This window comes from Phenylobacterium sp., from assembly GCF_030693625.1.
GTDB lineage: Bacteria > Pseudomonadota > Alphaproteobacteria > Caulobacterales > Caulobacteraceae > Phenylobacterium > Phenylobacterium ferrooxidans.
The window spans coordinates 1-15,829 of the sequence record NZ_JAUYAF010000088.1; the positions used below are offsets into that span (position 1 = coordinate 1).

18 protein-coding genes are annotated in these 15,829 nt (G+C 67.3%); 1 reads left to right on the forward strand and 17 read right to left on the reverse strand.

Features of this window, described 5'->3' with window-relative positions; genetic code table 11:
• Positions 1-144 precede the first annotated feature (144 nt).
• The 13 genes from Q8N10_RS20345 to Q8N10_RS20405 all read right to left on the reverse strand — a co-directional run bounded on the left by Q8N10_RS20345 (position 145) and on the right by Q8N10_RS20405 (position 9,694).
• On the reverse strand, positions 145-1,215 hold the full coding sequence (locus tag Q8N10_RS20345) for an alkene reductase (protein WP_304775103.1): 1,071 nt from the start codon (positions 1,213-1,215) through the stop codon (positions 145-147).
• A 324-nt stretch (positions 1,216-1,539) separates the two neighbouring features.
• A complete protein-coding gene (locus Q8N10_RS20350; protein ID WP_304775101.1) occupies positions 1,540-1,722 on the reverse strand; it encodes a hypothetical protein in 183 nt (60 codons plus the stop codon).
• Positions 1,719-2,186 carry a tellurite resistance TerB family protein gene (locus Q8N10_RS20355; RefSeq protein ID WP_304775099.1) on the reverse strand — a complete coding sequence of 156 codons (468 nt, stop codon included), beginning with the start codon at positions 2,184-2,186 and terminating at the stop codon, positions 1,719-1,721. Before Q8N10_RS20355 ends, Q8N10_RS20350 begins: the two co-directional genes overlap by 4 nt.
• Positions 2,187-2,421: 235 nt before the next feature.
• Complete coding sequence (locus tag Q8N10_RS20360) at positions 2,422-2,895, reverse strand: SRPBCC domain-containing protein (RefSeq protein WP_304775097.1); 474 nt, start codon at positions 2,893-2,895, stop codon at positions 2,422-2,424.
• The gene (locus Q8N10_RS20365; protein ID WP_304775094.1) at positions 2,892-3,215 is read right to left on the reverse strand and encodes a helix-turn-helix transcriptional regulator; all 324 of its coding nucleotides are present in this window, start codon (positions 3,213-3,215) and stop codon (positions 2,892-2,894) included. Before Q8N10_RS20365 ends, Q8N10_RS20360 begins: the two co-directional genes overlap by 4 nt.
• Positions 3,216-3,316: 101 nt before the next feature.
• A complete protein-coding gene (locus tag Q8N10_RS20370) occupies positions 3,317-3,814 on the reverse strand; it encodes a hypothetical protein (RefSeq protein WP_304775092.1) in 498 nt (165 codons plus the stop codon).
• Complete coding sequence (locus Q8N10_RS20375) at positions 3,811-4,176, reverse strand: hypothetical protein (protein WP_305663983.1); 366 nt, start codon at positions 4,174-4,176, stop codon at positions 3,811-3,813. The genes Q8N10_RS20370 and Q8N10_RS20375 overlap by 4 nt, the downstream gene beginning before the upstream one ends.
• Before the next feature lie 673 nt (positions 4,177-4,849).
• A complete protein-coding gene (locus Q8N10_RS20380) occupies positions 4,850-5,872 on the reverse strand; it encodes a fatty acid desaturase (RefSeq protein WP_304775088.1) in 1,023 nt (340 codons plus the stop codon).
• A 200-nt stretch (positions 5,873-6,072) separates the two neighbouring features.
• Entirely contained in the window at positions 6,073-7,278 is a 1,206-nt protein-coding gene (locus tag Q8N10_RS20385) for an acyl-CoA dehydrogenase family protein (protein WP_304775086.1), read from the reverse strand.
• 155 nt (positions 7,279-7,433) lie between these two features.
• On the reverse strand, positions 7,434-7,949 hold the full coding sequence (locus Q8N10_RS20390; RefSeq protein WP_304775083.1) for a hypothetical protein: 516 nt from the start codon (positions 7,947-7,949) through the stop codon (positions 7,434-7,436).
• Between the two features lie 259 nt (positions 7,950-8,208).
• The gene (locus tag Q8N10_RS20395) at positions 8,209-8,811 is read right to left on the reverse strand and encodes a carbonic anhydrase (protein WP_304775081.1); all 603 of its coding nucleotides are present in this window, start codon (positions 8,809-8,811) and stop codon (positions 8,209-8,211) included.
• Positions 8,812-8,853: 42 nt separating this feature from the next.
• Complete coding sequence (locus Q8N10_RS20400) at positions 8,854-9,249, reverse strand: GFA family protein (RefSeq protein ID WP_304775079.1); 396 nt, start codon at positions 9,247-9,249, stop codon at positions 8,854-8,856.
• Positions 9,250-9,298: 49 nt separating this feature from the next.
• Positions 9,299-9,694: an MAPEG family protein gene (locus Q8N10_RS20405; RefSeq protein ID WP_304775078.1), complete on the reverse strand. Its 396-nt coding sequence runs from the start codon at positions 9,692-9,694 to the stop codon at positions 9,299-9,301.
• Between the two features lie 263 nt (positions 9,695-9,957).
• Here Q8N10_RS20405 and Q8N10_RS20410 point away from each other — a divergent pair, with 263 nt between their 5' ends.
• Positions 9,958-11,295 (forward strand): sorbosone dehydrogenase family protein, encoded by a 1,338-nt coding sequence (locus Q8N10_RS20410; protein WP_304775076.1) that lies wholly within the window; start codon positions 9,958-9,960, stop codon positions 11,293-11,295.
• Between the two features lie 131 nt (positions 11,296-11,426).
• On the opposite strand, the gene Q8N10_RS20415 is transcribed toward Q8N10_RS20410, so the two are convergent.
• From Q8N10_RS20415 to Q8N10_RS20430, 4 genes are all read right to left on the reverse strand, one after another.
• Positions 11,427-13,493 carry a TonB-dependent siderophore receptor gene (locus Q8N10_RS20415; protein WP_304775074.1) on the reverse strand — a complete coding sequence of 689 codons (2,067 nt, stop codon included), beginning with the start codon at positions 13,491-13,493 and terminating at the stop codon, positions 11,427-11,429.
• Between the two features lie 121 nt (positions 13,494-13,614).
• Positions 13,615-14,313 carry an SDR family NAD(P)-dependent oxidoreductase gene (locus tag Q8N10_RS20420; protein WP_304775071.1) on the reverse strand — a complete coding sequence of 233 codons (699 nt, stop codon included), beginning with the start codon at positions 14,311-14,313 and terminating at the stop codon, positions 13,615-13,617.
• Positions 14,314-14,381: 68 nt separating this feature from the next.
• The gene (locus Q8N10_RS20425; protein WP_305663984.1) at positions 14,382-15,554 is read right to left on the reverse strand and encodes an acetyl-CoA C-acetyltransferase; all 1,173 of its coding nucleotides are present in this window, start codon (positions 15,552-15,554) and stop codon (positions 14,382-14,384) included.
• Between the two features lie 95 nt (positions 15,555-15,649).
• Positions 15,650-15,829: GAF domain-containing protein (locus tag Q8N10_RS20430; RefSeq protein ID WP_371133902.1), on the reverse strand; the 180-nt coding region annotated here is incomplete at its 5' end.

Consider the following 15,829-nt stretch of genomic DNA (forward strand, 5'->3'; position numbering starts at 1 on the left):
CTAGAGCATGATCGCTTGAGACGGAACCGCGCAGCGGTCCCGGCTCAGGCGTGAATCATGCTCTCGCTTATATCTGGAGCCTGATCCACCGCATCGGCGGAATCGCGAAGCGATTCCACCTCAGCGGATCAGGCTCTAGGCTGATCAGCCGGCGGCCTGTAGCTCCGACAGGGTCGGATAGTCGGTGTAGCCCTCGGCGCCGGGTGAATAGAAGGTCGCCAGGTTCCAGCGGTTCAGCTCCGCCCCGGTGCGCAGGCGCTCGACCAGGTCGGGATTGGCCAGGAAATCCTTGCCGAAGGCCACGGCGTCGGCCCAGCCGGCGTCCAGCGCGGCCTGCGCCGATGCGCCGGTGAAGCGCTCATTGGCGATATAGACACCCCCGAACGCCTTCTTCAGCTGCGGCCCCAGGCTGTCGGGCCCCTCCGCCTCGCGGGCGCAGAGGAAGGCCAGCTTGCGCTTGCCCAACTCGGTGGCGACGTGGGTGAAGGTCGCCGCCAGATCGCTGTCGCCCATGCTGTGGGCGTCGCCGCGCGGCGCCAGGTGCATGCCCACGCGGTCGGACCCCCAGACCGACACCGCGGCGTCGGCGCATTCCAGCATCAGCCGGGCGCGGTTGGCGATGGAGCCGCCGTACTGGTCGGTGCGCTGGTTGGCGCTGTCCTGCAGGAACTGGTCGAGCAGATAGCCATTGGCGCCGTGCAGCTCGACGCCGTCGAAACCAGCCTTCTGCGCGTTCTGGGCGCCGAGGCGGAAGGCCTCGACCACGTCCTGGACTTCGCTGGTCTCCAGGGCGCGCGGGGTCGGATAGGGCCGCTCCGGACGCAAGAGGCTAACGTGGCCCTTGGCGGCGATGGCGCTGGGCGCCACCGGCGCGCGGCCGTCCAGGAAGGTCGGGTCGGAGATGCGGCCCACGTGCCAGAGCTGCATGAAGATGCGCCCGCCGGCCGCATGGACCGCCGAGGCCACCTGCCGCCAGCCTTGAGTCTGTTCGGCTGACCAGACGCCGGGCACCCCGGCGTAGCCGACGCCCATCGGATCGACGGGAACGCCTTCGGAGATCAGCAGGCCGGCCGAGGCGCGCTGCTCGTAGTACTTGGCCATCAGGGCGTTCGGGATGCGGCTGTCCCCCGCGCGGCTGCGCGTCAGGGGCGCCATGATCACCCGGTTGGGCAGGGTCAGATCGCCGACGACGAGCGGATCAAAAAGCGAGGGCATGGGCATCCTAGGGCTGGCGCGGAACCGCGCGCCTCCACATAGGCGACCGCCCGGCCCGTGCCCAGGGGACGGCGCCGCTTTCCGCCGTCCCCGCGCGGGTCTGCGCTTCAGGCGGCCGCGGCCGGCGGTGTGCGGGTGCGCCAGACGGAATAACCGATCCCGCAGGCCAGCAGCCCCGGTCATCCCCAGGGACACCGGGGCGGGGAACGTCTCCCAACCCATGGCCTCGGCCACGAACACCTCGCCGCCGATGAACACCAGCGGGGCGTCGCCACGCGCTCGGCGGCGGAAAATCGTGCCGGCCGAGCCTTCAACCCATCGGCCTCACACCCGGATATCCAGGGTGTGGCCGGTCACCCGGCGCGGCGCGAGATTGGAGGTCACCGGCGCTGGCCCCTCCACGGGCCGTCCGGTGGGGGAACTGGCGTGGGACGCCGCCAGGGTCGTGGCCTGGGCCAGGACCTGCAACTCCAGCCGCAGCCAGGACGCGGGGGCCAAGATCCTCATCGCCGGCCCCTGGCGGCCAACAGGTCAAAGGCGTCGGCTTCCAGGTCCAGGAGATGGCAGATCCGCAGGATCGCGGCCCGCTCCTCGGCGTCGAAGCCCCCGTCGGCGGCGGCGATGGAGCAGGCCGCGGCCACCAGCAGATGGGCGGGACCTGCCCGGCCGCGCAGCCGCAGGATCGCAGCCTCGGCCACCGCCTCTCCGTCTTCAGGATCCTTGTCGAAACGGTCGATCAGGGCCTCGAAGGCCTGCACCGCCTCATCCACCCCGAACAGACCCAGGGCCGGGAGGCTCTGGACCCGGGCCACAAGGCGCCGCCGCTCCTCGGCCGTCACCCAGCCATCGGCTTGGGCGACCAGGGCGCAGCCCCCCACTAAGGCGTCCAGTTGTCGGCTGTCGCCCGGGGCCCAGGCCTCGGTCATCAGGCTGGCGCTCGTGGGCCGCCGGCTGGAAAGGTTGTAGGGCATCTCGCAAACCTCCTCTGTTGGGAGGATGCGCCCGAAACTCCGGGGGAGCTGGAGAGGGACCCCGGCATCGGGCGCACCCGATGCGGTCCGACATCACGATCAAGGGGATCGTCAGAGGGGCCCGGGCCGCGACTCCGATATGGGATGGCGCGTGACGGCCTCAAGTCCCCCGGCGATGAATTCGCCGCGTGCGAGGATCAGATTCGCAAATCTCCCAGGCCTGAAACCTAGCGCATCAGCCGCCGCCAATCCGCGAGGTCAGGTCGGCCGCCAGGTCCTCAAGCTGATCCAGGCCCGAGTTCGTGCCTTCCTCGAAGCCGCCGCCAATGTGCATCTTTGCGATTTCGTCGCTGGCGAACACCGTGTGCAAGGTCAGCTTCGTCTTCCCGTCCGCCTCGTCGAAGGTGACGGTGACCACCATCATCTTCTCGAAGTTGAAGCCGTTGTCGTAGACGATCTTCTTGTCGGGAACGATCTCCAGATAGGTCCCGCCGAAGGGCTCGTTCTGCACCCCGCTCGGCCCGGTCATCGCGAACTTGAACGTGCCGCCGACCCGGAAGTCGATCTCCGCCAAGGTCACCGGCCAGCCCACCGGGCCGAACCACTTCATGATGTGCTCGGGCCGCGAATAGGCCTCGAACAGCAGGGCGGCCGGGGCGTCGATGACGCGGGTCAGGGTGATCTCGCGCTCGATTTCGACGGAGCTCATGACGGCTCTCCCTTGGCCTGCAGGTCTTTCACATAGGCTTCGAGCTGGTCGAGACTCTCGTCCCAGAACCGGCGGTAATCGCCGATCCAGCGGGAGGCTTCAGCCAGCGGCTTGGCGTTCAGGCGCACTGGCCGAAACTGGGCGTTGCGGCCCCGCGAGACGAGCCCCGCCCCCTCCAGCACCTTCAGGTGCTTGGAAATCGTCGGCTGGCTGAGCTCAAACGGCGCCACCAGCTCGTTCACTGTCGCTTCCCCGTCCGCCAACCGCGCCAGGATGGCCCGCCGCGTCGGATCGGCCAGCGCGCCGAACACGAGATCCATTTGCTGAGACGCAGCCCGCATATATCGCCATCCATCTATATTGCTAAATAGAGATATATCAAGACCTGCCGACGTCAACAAGGAGTTGCGGTCGGGGGCCGCTATCGGTCCAGAATCTTCACGACGCCCTTGAGCGTCTTGGCTTTCCTGACACGGGACTTCAGGCGGTCGAGAAGCTCCAGCTCGTCCTGGGGCTCTCCACTCTCCCCAGCGATCGCCTCGTCATCGCGCCAATCGTCCGGGTTGGCGTCGATCGACGCACAGACCCGGTCCTTCACCTGGTCCAGCGACATTGGCGGCCGCTCCGCCAAGTCCATTTCGATCGCATGGTCGTTTTGCTGAAATACGAAGCGGACAATGCGGCCAAGCACGGAGCCGACAATTCCGAGGTCCTTGACGCCGACGATCTCCCAGCTTCGGCCGGTCGGATCGACCAGGATCATCCCCATCCTTGCGCCATGCTTGAGGTCCCACCCCTTGCAGGTCGAAACATCTTCGTCATCGCCAAACCACGTCACCGTTTCACGGCCAGCCTGGGCGTTGCGCCCCACGTCACGGCCAAAGGCACACAAGGGGTATTTGAAGGGAAGCGCGCTCATCGCCCGCCCTCTCCCTTCTCTTTGGCGGCGACTGTCGGATGACCTGCCGCCGACACCGTCCCAACCTTCGACCACGCGGGCGTGCCGTACCAATATCTCTGCACCGGGTTGAATTGCTTCTTGCCGGCATACGGCCCGTGAATTCGTCCATGCACCTTTGGACTAGGCATCGGTTTGATATTCCAAGGCTGGTTCTTGATTGCGTCGGGGACATAACGGCCGATGCCCTCGTTCCGCGAGAGAGCCCAGTGGTGACCATGCTGGTAGGGCGCGAGGTAGCGCTTCTTGCCCATCCATTTCCGGACGTTTCCATCCCAACCGTAGGGTGCCGCTCGCTTCGTCGCCTTGGCCGCCACAAACATCCCGCCCTTTGGCTGCGCCCCTCAGCAGCGACCCCGCCAGGAAGAGGTCGGAGGCCGCCAGCGCTCCGTTCAAGCCGGCTCCGACATAGTCGCCGCCTTCAAAATCCGCCAAGGCCTCTCGGCCAGATCCCCAGACTGGGATGAGCGATTCCAGCTCGCCGGGGTGGCCGATGCGGCCACCTGCCCCGGCTTGCTTCACCGGTTCGCCCGCCGCCCGCGCATTGTTCGCAGCCTGCCGGCGGATCATTTCGTCGTAGTCTTCGTCATTGATGTCGGGGACGGAACGGGGCTCCCCGCTCGGCATACGCGCCATGCGAACCCACCTTCTCTGACCAGGAAAATGCAAATCCCCATGAGAGCGGGGCGCAGGGCGACGATCTTTTTGCCACCTCACACCTACATTCCAAGCGTCACTTTGTCAAGAACATAACAAGAACATTTGCTAGTCTGAGGGTCACCGCGCCGTTCACCAATTGAACAGGCAAGGGCGATCGTGACGTTGAACATCCACGGTCATTACCCCCTCCCCTCAAAAGGAGGTCCAGGCGGCCCTCACCAAGGAGAAGAACGCCATCGGCCGCTCCTGGCCCATCTGGACGACCCGCAGCCGGATCACCGTCGGCTCAGCGGCCGAGATGGCCGCCTTCGACGCCGCCGTCGTCCGGCTGAACCTCTAGGCGGCCGCGGCGGCCCGGGTCTGCCGCGCCAGCTGGCGGAAGGAGATCAGCTGCTCGCTGGCCTCGTCCCACAGCGACAGCGGCACAGCGCGAATGCTTTGCGGGACCGAGAGCCGGGCGGCCTCGCGTAGTTCCGGGTGGTCCTTCAGGACGGTCGGAAGCCGGTAGAACGGGATGCGGCTGGCGATGTGATGCACGTGGTGCACGCCGATATTTGCGGTCATCCAGCGCAGGGGCTGCGGCAGGTGATAGTGCGAAGCGCCCTTCAGCGCCGCCTCCGTCAGATCCCAGTCATCGCGCCGCGCCCAGTAGGTGCCCTCGAACTGGTGCTGCACATAGAACAGCCAGACCCCGATGGACGACGCGATCACCAGGGTCGGCAGATTGACCAGCAGCAGGGCCTGCCAGCCCGCCAGCAGGGCGACGATCACCAGGAAGACCGCGATGCCGGCGTTGGTGCCCATGGCGCTCAACCACGGTCGCCAGCCGCCCTTCATCAGGCCGCTGGGCAGACGCTGCTCCAGCAGGAAGACATAGGCTGGGCCGATGCCGAACAGCACCACCGGATGGCGATACAGCCGGTAGCCGATCCGCCGCCACAGCGGGAGAGCGCGGTACTCCTCCACCGTCAGGGTCAAGATGTCCCCAAGGCCCCGGCGGTCCAGATCGCCGGAGGTGGCGTGGTGGATGGCGTGGGTCTGGCGCCAGCAGTCGTAGGGCGTCACGGTCAGCACCCCGATCACCCGGCCGATCCAGTCATTGGCGTGGCGATTGCGGAAAAAGGCGCGGTGGCTGCAGTCGTGCTGCACCATGAACAGCCGCACCAGGAACAGGGCCGCCGGAACCGTGAGCAGCAGGGCCACCCACCAGAGCCCGAAGTGCGCCGCCACCCACGCCACGCCCCAGATCGCCGCCAAGGGAGCCGCCGTGATCACGATCTCCAGGATCGAACGGCGGGCGCTGGGCTGCTGGTAAGGGGCCAGACGCTGGCGCCAGGGGCGGGTGTCGGGATTCGGCAAGGCGAGCCTCTTGGAAATGGAACCCGCGAAAAATCACCGCGATTGAGACTGTTGACGTCAGCTCCGCCGTCGGCCGCTCGCGGGGTATTGGCCAGGGTGGCGAGGCGCCTGCGATGACGCCCCGAGGAAGTCCGCCTTGGTTATCCTCCAACGACGGACCTCCCCTGCCCGTTCCGGCAGGGTGGCCGAAATCCAGTCCGTCAGGTGGACTGGGTTGTGTCGGGCAGGTTGAGGATGCGCTTTGAGATGATGTTGTTCTGGATCTCCACCGACCCGCCATAGATCGACATCGCCTTGCCCGACAGCCAGCCGCGCACGCTCTCGATCTCTTCCTGGGTGAAGTCGCCGCCGGTCCAGCCGAGGCCCTGGTGGCCCATGATCTCCAGGGTCAGTTCGGCCCGGCCCTGGGACACCACCGTGGCGGAGTTCTTCAGCACCGAAGCGCCGTTGGTGGCCCCAGAGGCTTCCTTGGATTCCGCCATCACCCGGGCCAGGGTCAGGCCGTGGATGCGCGCGTCCATCAGGTGCCGGGTCAGGCGCGTACGCAGGTCCAGATCGGCGATGCGTCCGTCCTCGTCGACCTCGACATAGCGCTTGGCGATCTCGTTGAGCGGCACGGTGCGGCCACCCCCGCCCGTCCCGGTCTGGCTGGCCCGCTCGTGCTGCAGCAGGCGCTTGCCCACCGTCCAGCCGCCGTTCAACGGCCCCAGCAGGCCGTGCTTCTCGGCCCGCGCATCGGTGAAGAAGGTTTCGCAGAACGGCGAGGCCCCGGCGATCAGGGCGATGGGCCGCGGATCGATGGCCTTCTGGTGCATGTCGATCAGCATGAAGCTGATGCCCTCATGCTTCTTGGCCGAGAAGTCGGTGCGCACCAGCGCCCCGCACCAGTCGGAGTACTGGGCCCCGCTCGTCCACGTCTTCTGGCCGTTGATCACATAGTGGTCGCCGGCGTCCTCGCACTTCATCTGCAGCGAGGCCAGGTCAGATCCCGCTCCCGGCTCGGAATAGCCCACGCACCACTGGACGTCGCCGCGCACGATGGGGGGGATATGCTGTTTCTTCTGCTCTTCGGTGCCGTAGTCCAGGATCGTGGGGCCGATCATAGTGACGCCCATCCCGAACATCATCGGATTGAAGGCGCCGATCTTGCCCATCTCCTGGGCCAGGACCCGGGCCTGCTGAGGCGACAGGCCGCCGCCGCCATATTCCGCCGGCCAGGTGGGGGTGGCCCAGCCCTTCAGGCCTATGGCCTTGCGCCAGGCCCTGAGCTCGGCGTGGGTGGTCGTCACCTCGGTCGCGGCGAGGTTACCCTTGCCCTTCAGCGAGGCCGGGAAATTGGCCTCCAGCCAGGCGCGCGCCTCGGTACGGAATTCCTCAAGATCGAGGTCGGCTCCGAAATCGGCCATGTCTGTTCCTCCGCGCATACTGGTTCGTTGGCCCTAGTCTAAGCCTCTGAAACGGCGCGCCAAGTGTGACGTCGCGGCAGGCGCGCAAACGAAAACCGCCGACGCTTGGGGGGACCAGCGCCGGCGGCTTCAACACCTTACTGAATAGCCGTCTCTTACATCGAGGCGACTTGGGTCGAACCCTCGGCGCGGGCCAGCTGGCGCAGCTGCACCTTGGCCGAGCGCACGGCGCCGGTCACGCAGGCGCGGTAGCCGTGGGCGTAATCGTTGGTCGCCTTGCAGACCGTGTCGGCGGCGGCGGCGATATCGGCCGCGATCTGTTCATTCGAACGACCCACCACGGCGACCCGGACGCTGACGACGCCGGCGCGGCCATCTTCAAGCTTGGCGGCGCGGACCGGAGACGGCGCGGCGGCCTGGCGGGCGCGGTTGATGGCGTTGAAATCGCTGTTGGCCTTCCGCACCGCAGCGGCCCAGCAGTCGCCGGCCGGCGCGCCGCAGACCTTCGAGGCGGCGTCGCGGATTTCCGTGCGAACCTGGGTGGCGGACTTGCCGGCCAGGGCGATGCGGACGCTCTGCACGTTCACCGAGGGCGCAGCCTCAGCGGCGAACGAGGGGACGGCGAAGGCGGCGACGGTGGCGGCGAGGGCGAAAGCGGCAAAGGTCTTCATGGCGTGTTCCCGACTGTGCGTTTGTGTTTTGTTTATTGATTGAACTTGTCGAGAACGTTTTGAGGCATTCGATTTAAAACGAGGTGTAGCGTCACGGTGAATAAGGATTTAATCAAATCTGTATTTTGAATTACTACGCCTATACACAAACTGCGCTCCGCCGCGCAGGCAGGCAGCCGCCTCCGGCCCCGCTGGCGGATGGCAAATAGCTTGTGGATAGGCCGTCAGCCGGTCGGGCGGACCCGCCGCCGCGCCCCGCTCAGGGTTCGCGGTGGTCGCCCACCGAGACATTGAGATCGTTCAGCAGGCCGTCTTCCAAGGAATAGACCAGGCCGTGCACCCACAGGTCCTGGCCCCGGGTCCAGGCGTCCTGGACAAAGAGATCGCTGGCCACGTTCTGCACCTGGCGGATGACATTCAGCTCGCACAGGCGGTCGAGGCGCTCGGTCTGACTGCCAAGTTTGTCCAGCTCGCAGCGGTGCGCCTCGTGGACTTCCCGAATGGGGTGCAGCCAATGATCCACCAGACCTCGCCGCCCACCGTCCACCGCCGCGGCCACGCCGCCGCAGCCATAGTGACCCACCACCATGATGTGCTTCACCTTCAGCACTTCGACAGCGAACTGCAGGACCGACAGGTAGTTGGCGTCCTGCGGGGGAGCCAGGTTGGCCACGTTGCGGTGCACGAACAACTCACCCGGATCGAGATCGACGATCTCGCTGGCAGGCACCCGGCTGTCGGAGCAGCCGATCCAGAGATAGTCGGGCGCCTGCTGGCCCATGAGCCGCTTGAAGAAGCCGGGATCGGCCGCGACCTTGCGCGCGGCCCAAGCCTTGTTGTTCGCCTTCAGGTGATCGAGCATGGCCGCGCCATACCCCCGTCAGCCCGTCGCCGCAACCCCGTCTCAAGCCTCTCTGGGCCCGGGCCAGACGTCGCGGGCGCCCTTCGCGGCCACCGACATGCCCACACCCTGGCTGGATCGGACCGGCAAGGTTGAGGGGTCGAAGCCGTCCAGGCAGAAGACGTTGACCTCATACATGTCCGGCGCCGCGCGCTTGCGGTGAAACACATAGATCCCGCAGGTGCGGCAGAAGTGATGCCGCGCTCTGTGAGTGTTCCAGACATAGACGCCCAGTTGGTCCCCGCCCGACAGCACGGTCAGGGCGTCCTCATGCACCCGCACCATCCGCGCGTTCTTCTTGACGCACAGCGAGCAGTCGCAGGCGGTGAGGTGATCGATCTGCGCCTCGATGGCGAAGGTCACTGCGCCACAGTGGCAGGAGCCGAGATGACGGGTCATGCGGACCTCCGGTCGCGCCCCCCGGACGGGAGGCGCTTGGGGAGACCCTCTAGGCCAGGCCGACCAGGGCGGCAAACACCATGACGGTGCCGGCCAGGCCGACGGTCCAGGCCAGGGGACGCACCATCGGCGCCCCGAAGATGTAGAGCACCGCGTGGGCCACGCGGGAGTAGAAGAACAGTTGGGCGCCCAGGACCGTGATCTCGCTGGAGACGCCGGCCACCGCCGCCACCAGCACCAGGGGTGCGAACATGGTCAGGCCCTCGCGGTGATTGTCCACCACCCGCTTCATCCGGGCGTGGAAGCCGCTCGGTGGCGGCAGGTCATCGCGCGAATTGGCCAGGGGAACCGCGCCCTGGGCCCGGATGCCCGCCAGGGCCTGGAGAAAGACCAGTACGAAAAGCAGGCCGACCGAATAGGTCAGCATGGTCAGTTCAACGCTCATGATGTCCGCCCCAGAATGCGCTTCCTGTCGAAGCTTCACCTTGAGAGCTTCCGCTTGAGCGCCGGAGGCGTCAACCTGCGGGCTTGCGGCGCGCCCATCGCGCCTCGCCGCGCACGGCGTGACGCCCTGGCCGAGCACCTCGGGATATCTATCTGAAGGTCGCCGCGCGGCCGCTCATCAGTGGGCCCGTCCGCAAGCCATGCTAGGCTGAACCTGGGACCAAGCCAGGCATTGTCCTGAGGTCGAAGATCAGGGAGACGCCCATGCGTTCGGTATTGTTGGCTGCGACCGTGGCGGCGGTCGGCGTGACCGCCTGCGGCCAGGGCGCTTCCGATCCCTTCGCCGGGTTCGGGCCCAAGCCGGAGCTGCCCACCCCCACAACCAGCGCTCTGCCGACGGTGAAGGTCGCCAAGTTCGTCGGCTGGCCCAAGGACGCCGCGCCCACGGCCCCGCCCGGATTTGTGGTCACCCGCTTCGCCGACGGCCTGGATCACCCCCGCTGGCTGCTGGTCCTGCCCAATGGCGACGTCCTGGCCGCCGAGTCCTCGTCGGAGCCCAAGCCGCCCAAGACCTTCAAGGACTGGGTCGCCCAGCTGATCCAGAAGCGGGCGGGGGCTCTGCAGGAAAGCCCCAACAAGATCATGCTGCTGCGCGACTCCGACGCGGACGGGGTGGCCGACACCAAGGCGATCTTCGCCCAGGGTCTGAAGCGCCCCTTCGGCATGGCCCTGGTAGGGGACACCCTCTACGTGGCCAACGACGACTCCATCGTCGCCTTCGCCTATTCCGAAGGCCAGACCAAGGTGCAAGGCGCCGGGACCAAGGTGTTCGACCTGCCCGGCGGCCCGATCAATCACCACTGGACCAAGAACATCATCGCCAGTCCGGACGGGCAGAAGCTCTACGCCACCGTCGGCTCCAACTCGAACGTCGGCGAGAACGGCATGGCCGCCGAAGCCGGCCGCGCCCAGATCGTCGAATTCACCCTGCCCGAGGGGCCAAGCCGCCCCTATGCCACCGGCCTGCGCAATCCCAACGGCATGGACTGGGAGCCTGTGACCGGCAAGCTGTGGACCGCGGTCAACGAGCGCGACGAACTCGGCGACGATCTGGTTCCCGACTACATGACCAGCGTCACCCCGGGCGCCTTCTACGGCTGGCCCTACAGCTATTTCGGCCAGACCGTCGACACCCGGGTCAGCCCGCCGCGGCCGGACCTGGTGGCCAAGGCCCTGGTCCCCGACTACGCCCTTGGGCCCCACACCGCGTCGCTCGGCCTGGCCTTCTACCGGGCCGAGACCTTCCCTCCCGGGTACAAGGGCGGCGTGTTCATCGGCCAGCACGGCTCCTGGAACCGCAAGCCGCTGAACGGCTATCGCGTGGTCTTCATTCCCTTCGCCAAGGGCAAGCCCGCGGGTCCGCCTCAGGCCTTTCTCACCGGCTTCCTGAACGCCAAGGGAGAGGCCCAGGGCCGACCGGCGGGCGTGGCGATCGACAACGGCGGCGCCCTGCTGGTGGCTGATGACAGTGGCGACACCGTGTGGCGGGTGGCCAACGCCAATCCCCCGCCGGCCCCCGTCCCAGCCGCGCCCAAGCCCTAGAGCATGATCGCTTGAGACGGAACCGTGCAGCGGTCCCGGCTCAGGCGTGAATCATGCTCTCGCTTATATCTGGAGCCTGATCCACCGCATCGGCGGAATCGCGAAGCGATTCCACCTCAACGGATCACGCTCTAGAAGCTCTTGCGAATCCGCAGGTTCCAGACCCGGCCCCAGCGCAGGTCACGCACGTCGGTATAGAGCAGGGCGCTGCGGTCGCGCGGTCCCGCATAGACCTCACGCGTCCGCTGGGCGCTGCGCTCGGTCAGGTTCATCAGCTCCAGCCGGACGCTCAGGTCGGCCCTGGGCTTGTACTCGCCGTACAGGGTCACCCAGGTGTCCAGCTTGCGGGTCTCGATCTCCGACAGGCGATAGGCCCGGTCGCGCCAGCCATAGGCGTCGTTGGCGTTGGAGCCGCCCTTGTTGACGTCGATCCCCCAGTTGGACTTCCAGCGCGGCAGGTCCTGGCTGAAGTGCAGGTCCCACTCCATGTGGCGCAGGCCGGAAATCTGACGCGCCTGCAAGGTCAGCGGATCGATGACCTCCGAGCGGCGCCATACGGCCTGGGCCTTCAGCTGCGCGGCCGGAATGCGGAAACGGTCCAGCGGCAGGCTGAGACTGGCCTGCACCTCGTCCTTGGTCCCCTCGCCGATATTGCCGGGCGCGTCGGCGACGCTGCCGCCGGGACCGAAGACCGGCGCGCGGTCGATGACGTCGGTCAGCTCGTAGTGGCGCACGGTGAGGATCGCCGCACCATTGTTCCCGAACCGCTGCTCGACGGCGGCCTCCACCACCCAGGCCTGTTGCGGCGACAGGTCGGGGTTGCCGGCGATGACCGTGCCGGTGTTGGCGACCGAGGACGGGGCCACGAAGTCGTCGAAGTTGAGCTGCCCGACTTCGCGCTCCACTCGCAGACGCACCTGGGTGGTCGGCGTCGCCGACCAGGTCGCCGACACCCGTGGCTTGCTGAACTGCAGCTGCTTCTCCAGCAGCACGTCGCCCTCCGACGAGATGGTCGAGCGTTCCTGCCGCCAGCCGGCCTCGATGGTCAGGGCCTCGCTCGGCCGCCAGGTCGCGGTAGCGAACACCTCGGCCCGCTTTTCGGTCACCAGCACGCTGGCGGCCGGCAGTCGCACCTTCACCGCGTTCTGGAACAGGGTCGTGGTGTTATCGAGCTTGTTGTAGGCCCCCTCCCCGCCGAGTTCCCACGTCAGGGTGGGCGACTGGGCGAACCGTACGTGTCCGCGGCCGACGCTCTCGGTGGTCTTGCGGTCGCCCTCGAACTGGCGAACCAGGTTGGCGCCCTCGAACCGCGACTTCGTGTTGTTGTTGTTCCACTGCTGGAAGGCCACCGCTTCCAGGTCCAGGCGCGGCGTCAGAGGACGTGTGAAGCGCCCGCCCACCTCGGCCTGCAGCCGATCGATAGTGTCGTACTGGTATTCCTTGCCGCCCGGAAAGCTGATGCGGTCGGTCATCTCCGACGAATAGGGGGTGAGCATATAGGCCGCATTCAGCCGCAGCTTGCCGCCGGCCAGCGGCGTCTCATAGGCGCCGGTGGTCCACTGCCGCAGGCCCTTCCCGTCGCCGTCCACGTCGGAGAGGATCAGGGTCGAGCCATTGGCCGCGGTTCGGACTCGCGGACCGTCGCCCAGCTGGTCGTCAGGGCCGTAGCCCAGGACGACCGAGGCCTCGGCGGACCGCCCGCCTGCCCAGCGCCACTGCCCCTCCGCCCGGAAGCTGCCCAGCACCCGACCGTCATACAGTGCGTAGGCGCCCGCGGTCGCGGCCCCGCGAAAGCCCGCCGCGGACTTGCGCACCACGTTCACCATCACGGTCCGGCCCTGCATGTCGACGCCCGGCGCCCCACCGCGGATCAGGTCGACGTGGGCCACGGCGCCGGCCGGGATACGCCTGAGGATTTCGTCCAGGGCGTCGTTCTTGGCCACCGCCGGCTCGCCGTCGATCAGCACGTTGCCGCCCGACCCCGCCAGGCCGCGCACCACCGTCCCCTTGTCGAAGGAGAAGCCCGGCACCCGGATGACCATGTCATAGGCCGTCGACGGCGAGGCCTCGGCGAAGAAGCTGCGGGGATAGGCGATGATGCCGGTCTCGGAAGCAGCCGCCGCCGCCGGGGTCACCACCGCAGCCGGCTCGCCTGCGGCCAGAGCGGCAGCCGCCGCGGCGATCATCAGCATACCCATCACGCGCCCCTCCCCAGGAACAAAGACGGTTCTGGCCTACTTCATAAGCTCTCGCCACCGTCCTCACCTCGATGGGACGATTCGCCCCGCAGCGCGGCCTTGGCGTAACAGGATCGGCGGTTCAGACCCGCCCGGTGACCGGGATCAGGGCGCCCGTCACCGCGCTGGCGGCCGGCGAGGCCAGGAACATGATCACGGCCGCCAGTTCGTCGGCCCGCACCCAGCTTGCGAAGTCGGCGTCGGGCATGTCGGCGCGGTTGGTGGGCGTGTCGATGATCGAGGGCAGGACCGCGTTGACCGTGACCTCTCCCTTCAGTTCCTCCGCCAGACTCTCGGTCAGACGGTGGACCCCGGCCTTGGAGGCGGCGTAGGCGCCCATGCCGGCGGCGGACTTCACCGCGCCGTTGGCGCCCACATTGACGATGCGGCCGGCCGAACTGGCCCGCAGATGCGGGATGGCCGCGCGGCTCGCATTGGCCGTTGTCCGCACATTCATGGCGTAGAGCCTATCCCAGACCGCGGGGTCCCCGTCGGCATGGGTCTGCCAGGCGAAGCCGCCGGCGACATTGATCAGGGCGTCCAGACCGCCGAACCGCGCGGCGGCCTCGTCGATGGCGGTCCTGGCTCCGTCAGGGTCGGTGAGATCGACGCCGGAGAGCACCAGGGCGTCGGGCCCGCAAGCCGCGACCAGACCCTCGGGGGCGCTCTGGGCGAAGTCGATGAGCGCGACCCTGGCCCCCTGCCCGGCGGCGGCGCGGGCGACGGCGGACCCCAGGATTCCGAACGCGCCGGTGACGGCGACAATGCGTGGCTGGCTCAAGTCGGTCCCCAATTCAGCGAGGCTTCCTTCTCCCGCACGGGGCGAAGGAAGCCAAGCCGATAGAGGTCCTAGAGGCGTTCGACGATGGTCACGTTGGCCATGCCGCCGCCTTCGCACATGGTCTGCAGCCCGTACTTGCCGCCCTTGGCTTCCAGGGTGTTCAGCAGGGTCGTCATCAGCTTGGTGCCCGAGGCGCCCAGCGGGTGGCCCAGCGCGATGGCGCCGCCGTTGACGTTCAGCTTTTCGCGATCGACGCCCAGGGTCTTCATGTAGGCGACGGGCACGGAGGCGAAGGCCTCGTTGACCTCATAGAAGTCGATGTCGGAGGCCTTCATGCCGGTCCGCTTGAAGGCGCGTTCGGTGGCGGGGATCGGAGCTTCCAGCATGATCACCGGGTCATGACCCAGCAGGGTCATGTGGTGGATGCGGGCCAGCGGCTTGACGCCCAGCTCCTTCAGGCCCTTTTCCGAGACGATCATCACGCCCGAGGCGCCGTCGCAGATCTGGCTGGAGGTGGCGGCGGTAAGCTGGCCGCCCTCCTGCAGCAACTTCACAGCGCGCATGCCCTCGAGACTAGCTTCGAAGCGGATGCCTTCGTCGATGTCGTGGCGCACCACATTGCCGTCCTTGTCGAGGCCGTCGATGGCGACGATCTCGTCCTTGAAGGCCCCGCCCTGGGTGGCGGCGATGGCGCGCTGGTGGCTGAGGTAGCCGAACTCGTCCAGCTGGTCCTTGGTCAGGCCATACTTGGCCGCCACCATCTCGGCGCCCATGAACTGGCTGAACTGGATGTTGGGGTAGCGCTCTTCCATCCGCGGGCTCTTCGGCACGCCCATGCCGGCCTTCATCGGCAGCACCACCGACATGCCCATGGGCGCGCGGGTCATGCTCTCAACGCCTGAGGCGATCACGATGTCCATGGTGCCGCTCATCACCGCCTGGGCGGCGAACTGCAGGGCCTGTTGAGAGGAGCCGCACTGACGGTCGACCGAGGTGGCGGGCACGCTCTCGGGCAGCTTGGAAGCCAAGACGGCGTTGCGCCCGATGTTGGTGGACTGCTCGCCAGCTTGGGTGACGCAACCCATGATCACGTCTTCGACCGCGGCCGGATCGACGCCGGTGCGGTCCATCAGCTCGTTCAGGGCCACGGCGGCCAGATCGGCGGGATGCCAATCGCGCACCCGGCCACCCTTGCGGCCGCCGGCGGGGCGGGTCGCTGCGACGATATAGGCCTCGGCCATTTCATTGCTCCGTTTGTTCTGCTGCGCCGGCTCCGGCGCGTCGATTTCGCTCTACTCAAGGCGCCGCAACGTAAGACAATGCAAGCTACCCGACGTCAGGCCTGATCACCGAACGCAGCCGCCAGAATGCGCTCCAACCACTGCTGGTCCACGCTGTCGAAGGCCGCCGGCTGTTCGGAATCCACGTCCAGCACAGCGATCAGTTTTCCGCCCGCATCGAACACCGGCGCGACGATCTCGCTGACCGAGCGGCCATCGCAGGCGATGTGGCCGGG

What these genes read in the sequence shown, in the direction of transcription:
- Q8N10_RS20345 (WP_304775103.1), bottom strand. Translation starts at nt 1,215, where the DNA reads ATGCCCTCGCTTTTTGATCCGCTCGTCGTCGGCGATCTGACCCTGCCC.
- Q8N10_RS20350 (WP_304775101.1), bottom strand. Translation starts at nt 1,722, where the DNA reads ATGAGGATCTTGGCCCCCGCGTCCTGGCTGCGGCTGGAGTTGCAGGTC.
- Q8N10_RS20355 (WP_304775099.1), bottom strand. Translation starts at nt 2,186, where the DNA reads ATGCCCTACAACCTTTCCAGCCGGCGGCCCACGAGCGCCAGCCTGATG.
- Q8N10_RS20360 (WP_304775097.1), bottom strand. Translation starts at nt 2,895, where the DNA reads ATGAGCTCCGTCGAAATCGAGCGCGAGATCACCCTGACCCGCGTCATC.
- Q8N10_RS20365 (WP_304775094.1), bottom strand. Translation starts at nt 3,215, where the DNA reads ATGGATCTCGTGTTCGGCGCGCTGGCCGATCCGACGCGGCGGGCCATC.
- Q8N10_RS20370 (WP_304775092.1), bottom strand. Translation starts at nt 3,814, where the DNA reads ATGAGCGCGCTTCCCTTCAAATACCCCTTGTGTGCCTTTGGCCGTGAC.
- Q8N10_RS20375 (WP_305663983.1), bottom strand. Translation starts at nt 4,176, where the DNA reads ATGTTTGTGGCGGCCAAGGCGACGAAGCGAGCGGCACCCTACGGTTGG.
- Q8N10_RS20385 (WP_304775086.1), bottom strand. Translation starts at nt 7,278, where the DNA reads ATGGCCGATTTCGGAGCCGACCTCGATCTTGAGGAATTCCGTACCGAG.
- Q8N10_RS20390 (WP_304775083.1), bottom strand. Translation starts at nt 7,949, where the DNA reads ATGAAGACCTTTGCCGCTTTCGCCCTCGCCGCCACCGTCGCCGCCTTC.
- Q8N10_RS20395 (WP_304775081.1), bottom strand. Translation starts at nt 8,811, where the DNA reads ATGCTCGATCACCTGAAGGCGAACAACAAGGCTTGGGCCGCGCGCAAG.
- Q8N10_RS20400 (WP_304775079.1), bottom strand. Translation starts at nt 9,249, where the DNA reads ATGACCCGTCATCTCGGCTCCTGCCACTGTGGCGCAGTGACCTTCGCC.
- Q8N10_RS20405 (WP_304775078.1), bottom strand. Translation starts at nt 9,694, where the DNA reads ATGAGCGTTGAACTGACCATGCTGACCTATTCGGTCGGCCTGCTTTTC.
- Q8N10_RS20410 (WP_304775076.1), top strand. Translation starts at nt 9,958, where the DNA reads ATGCGTTCGGTATTGTTGGCTGCGACCGTGGCGGCGGTCGGCGTGACC.
- Q8N10_RS20415 (WP_304775074.1), bottom strand. Translation starts at nt 13,493, where the DNA reads ATGGGTATGCTGATGATCGCCGCGGCGGCTGCCGCTCTGGCCGCAGGC.
- Q8N10_RS20425 (WP_305663984.1), bottom strand. Translation starts at nt 15,554, where the DNA reads ATGGCCGAGGCCTATATCGTCGCAGCGACCCGCCCCGCCGGCGGCCGC.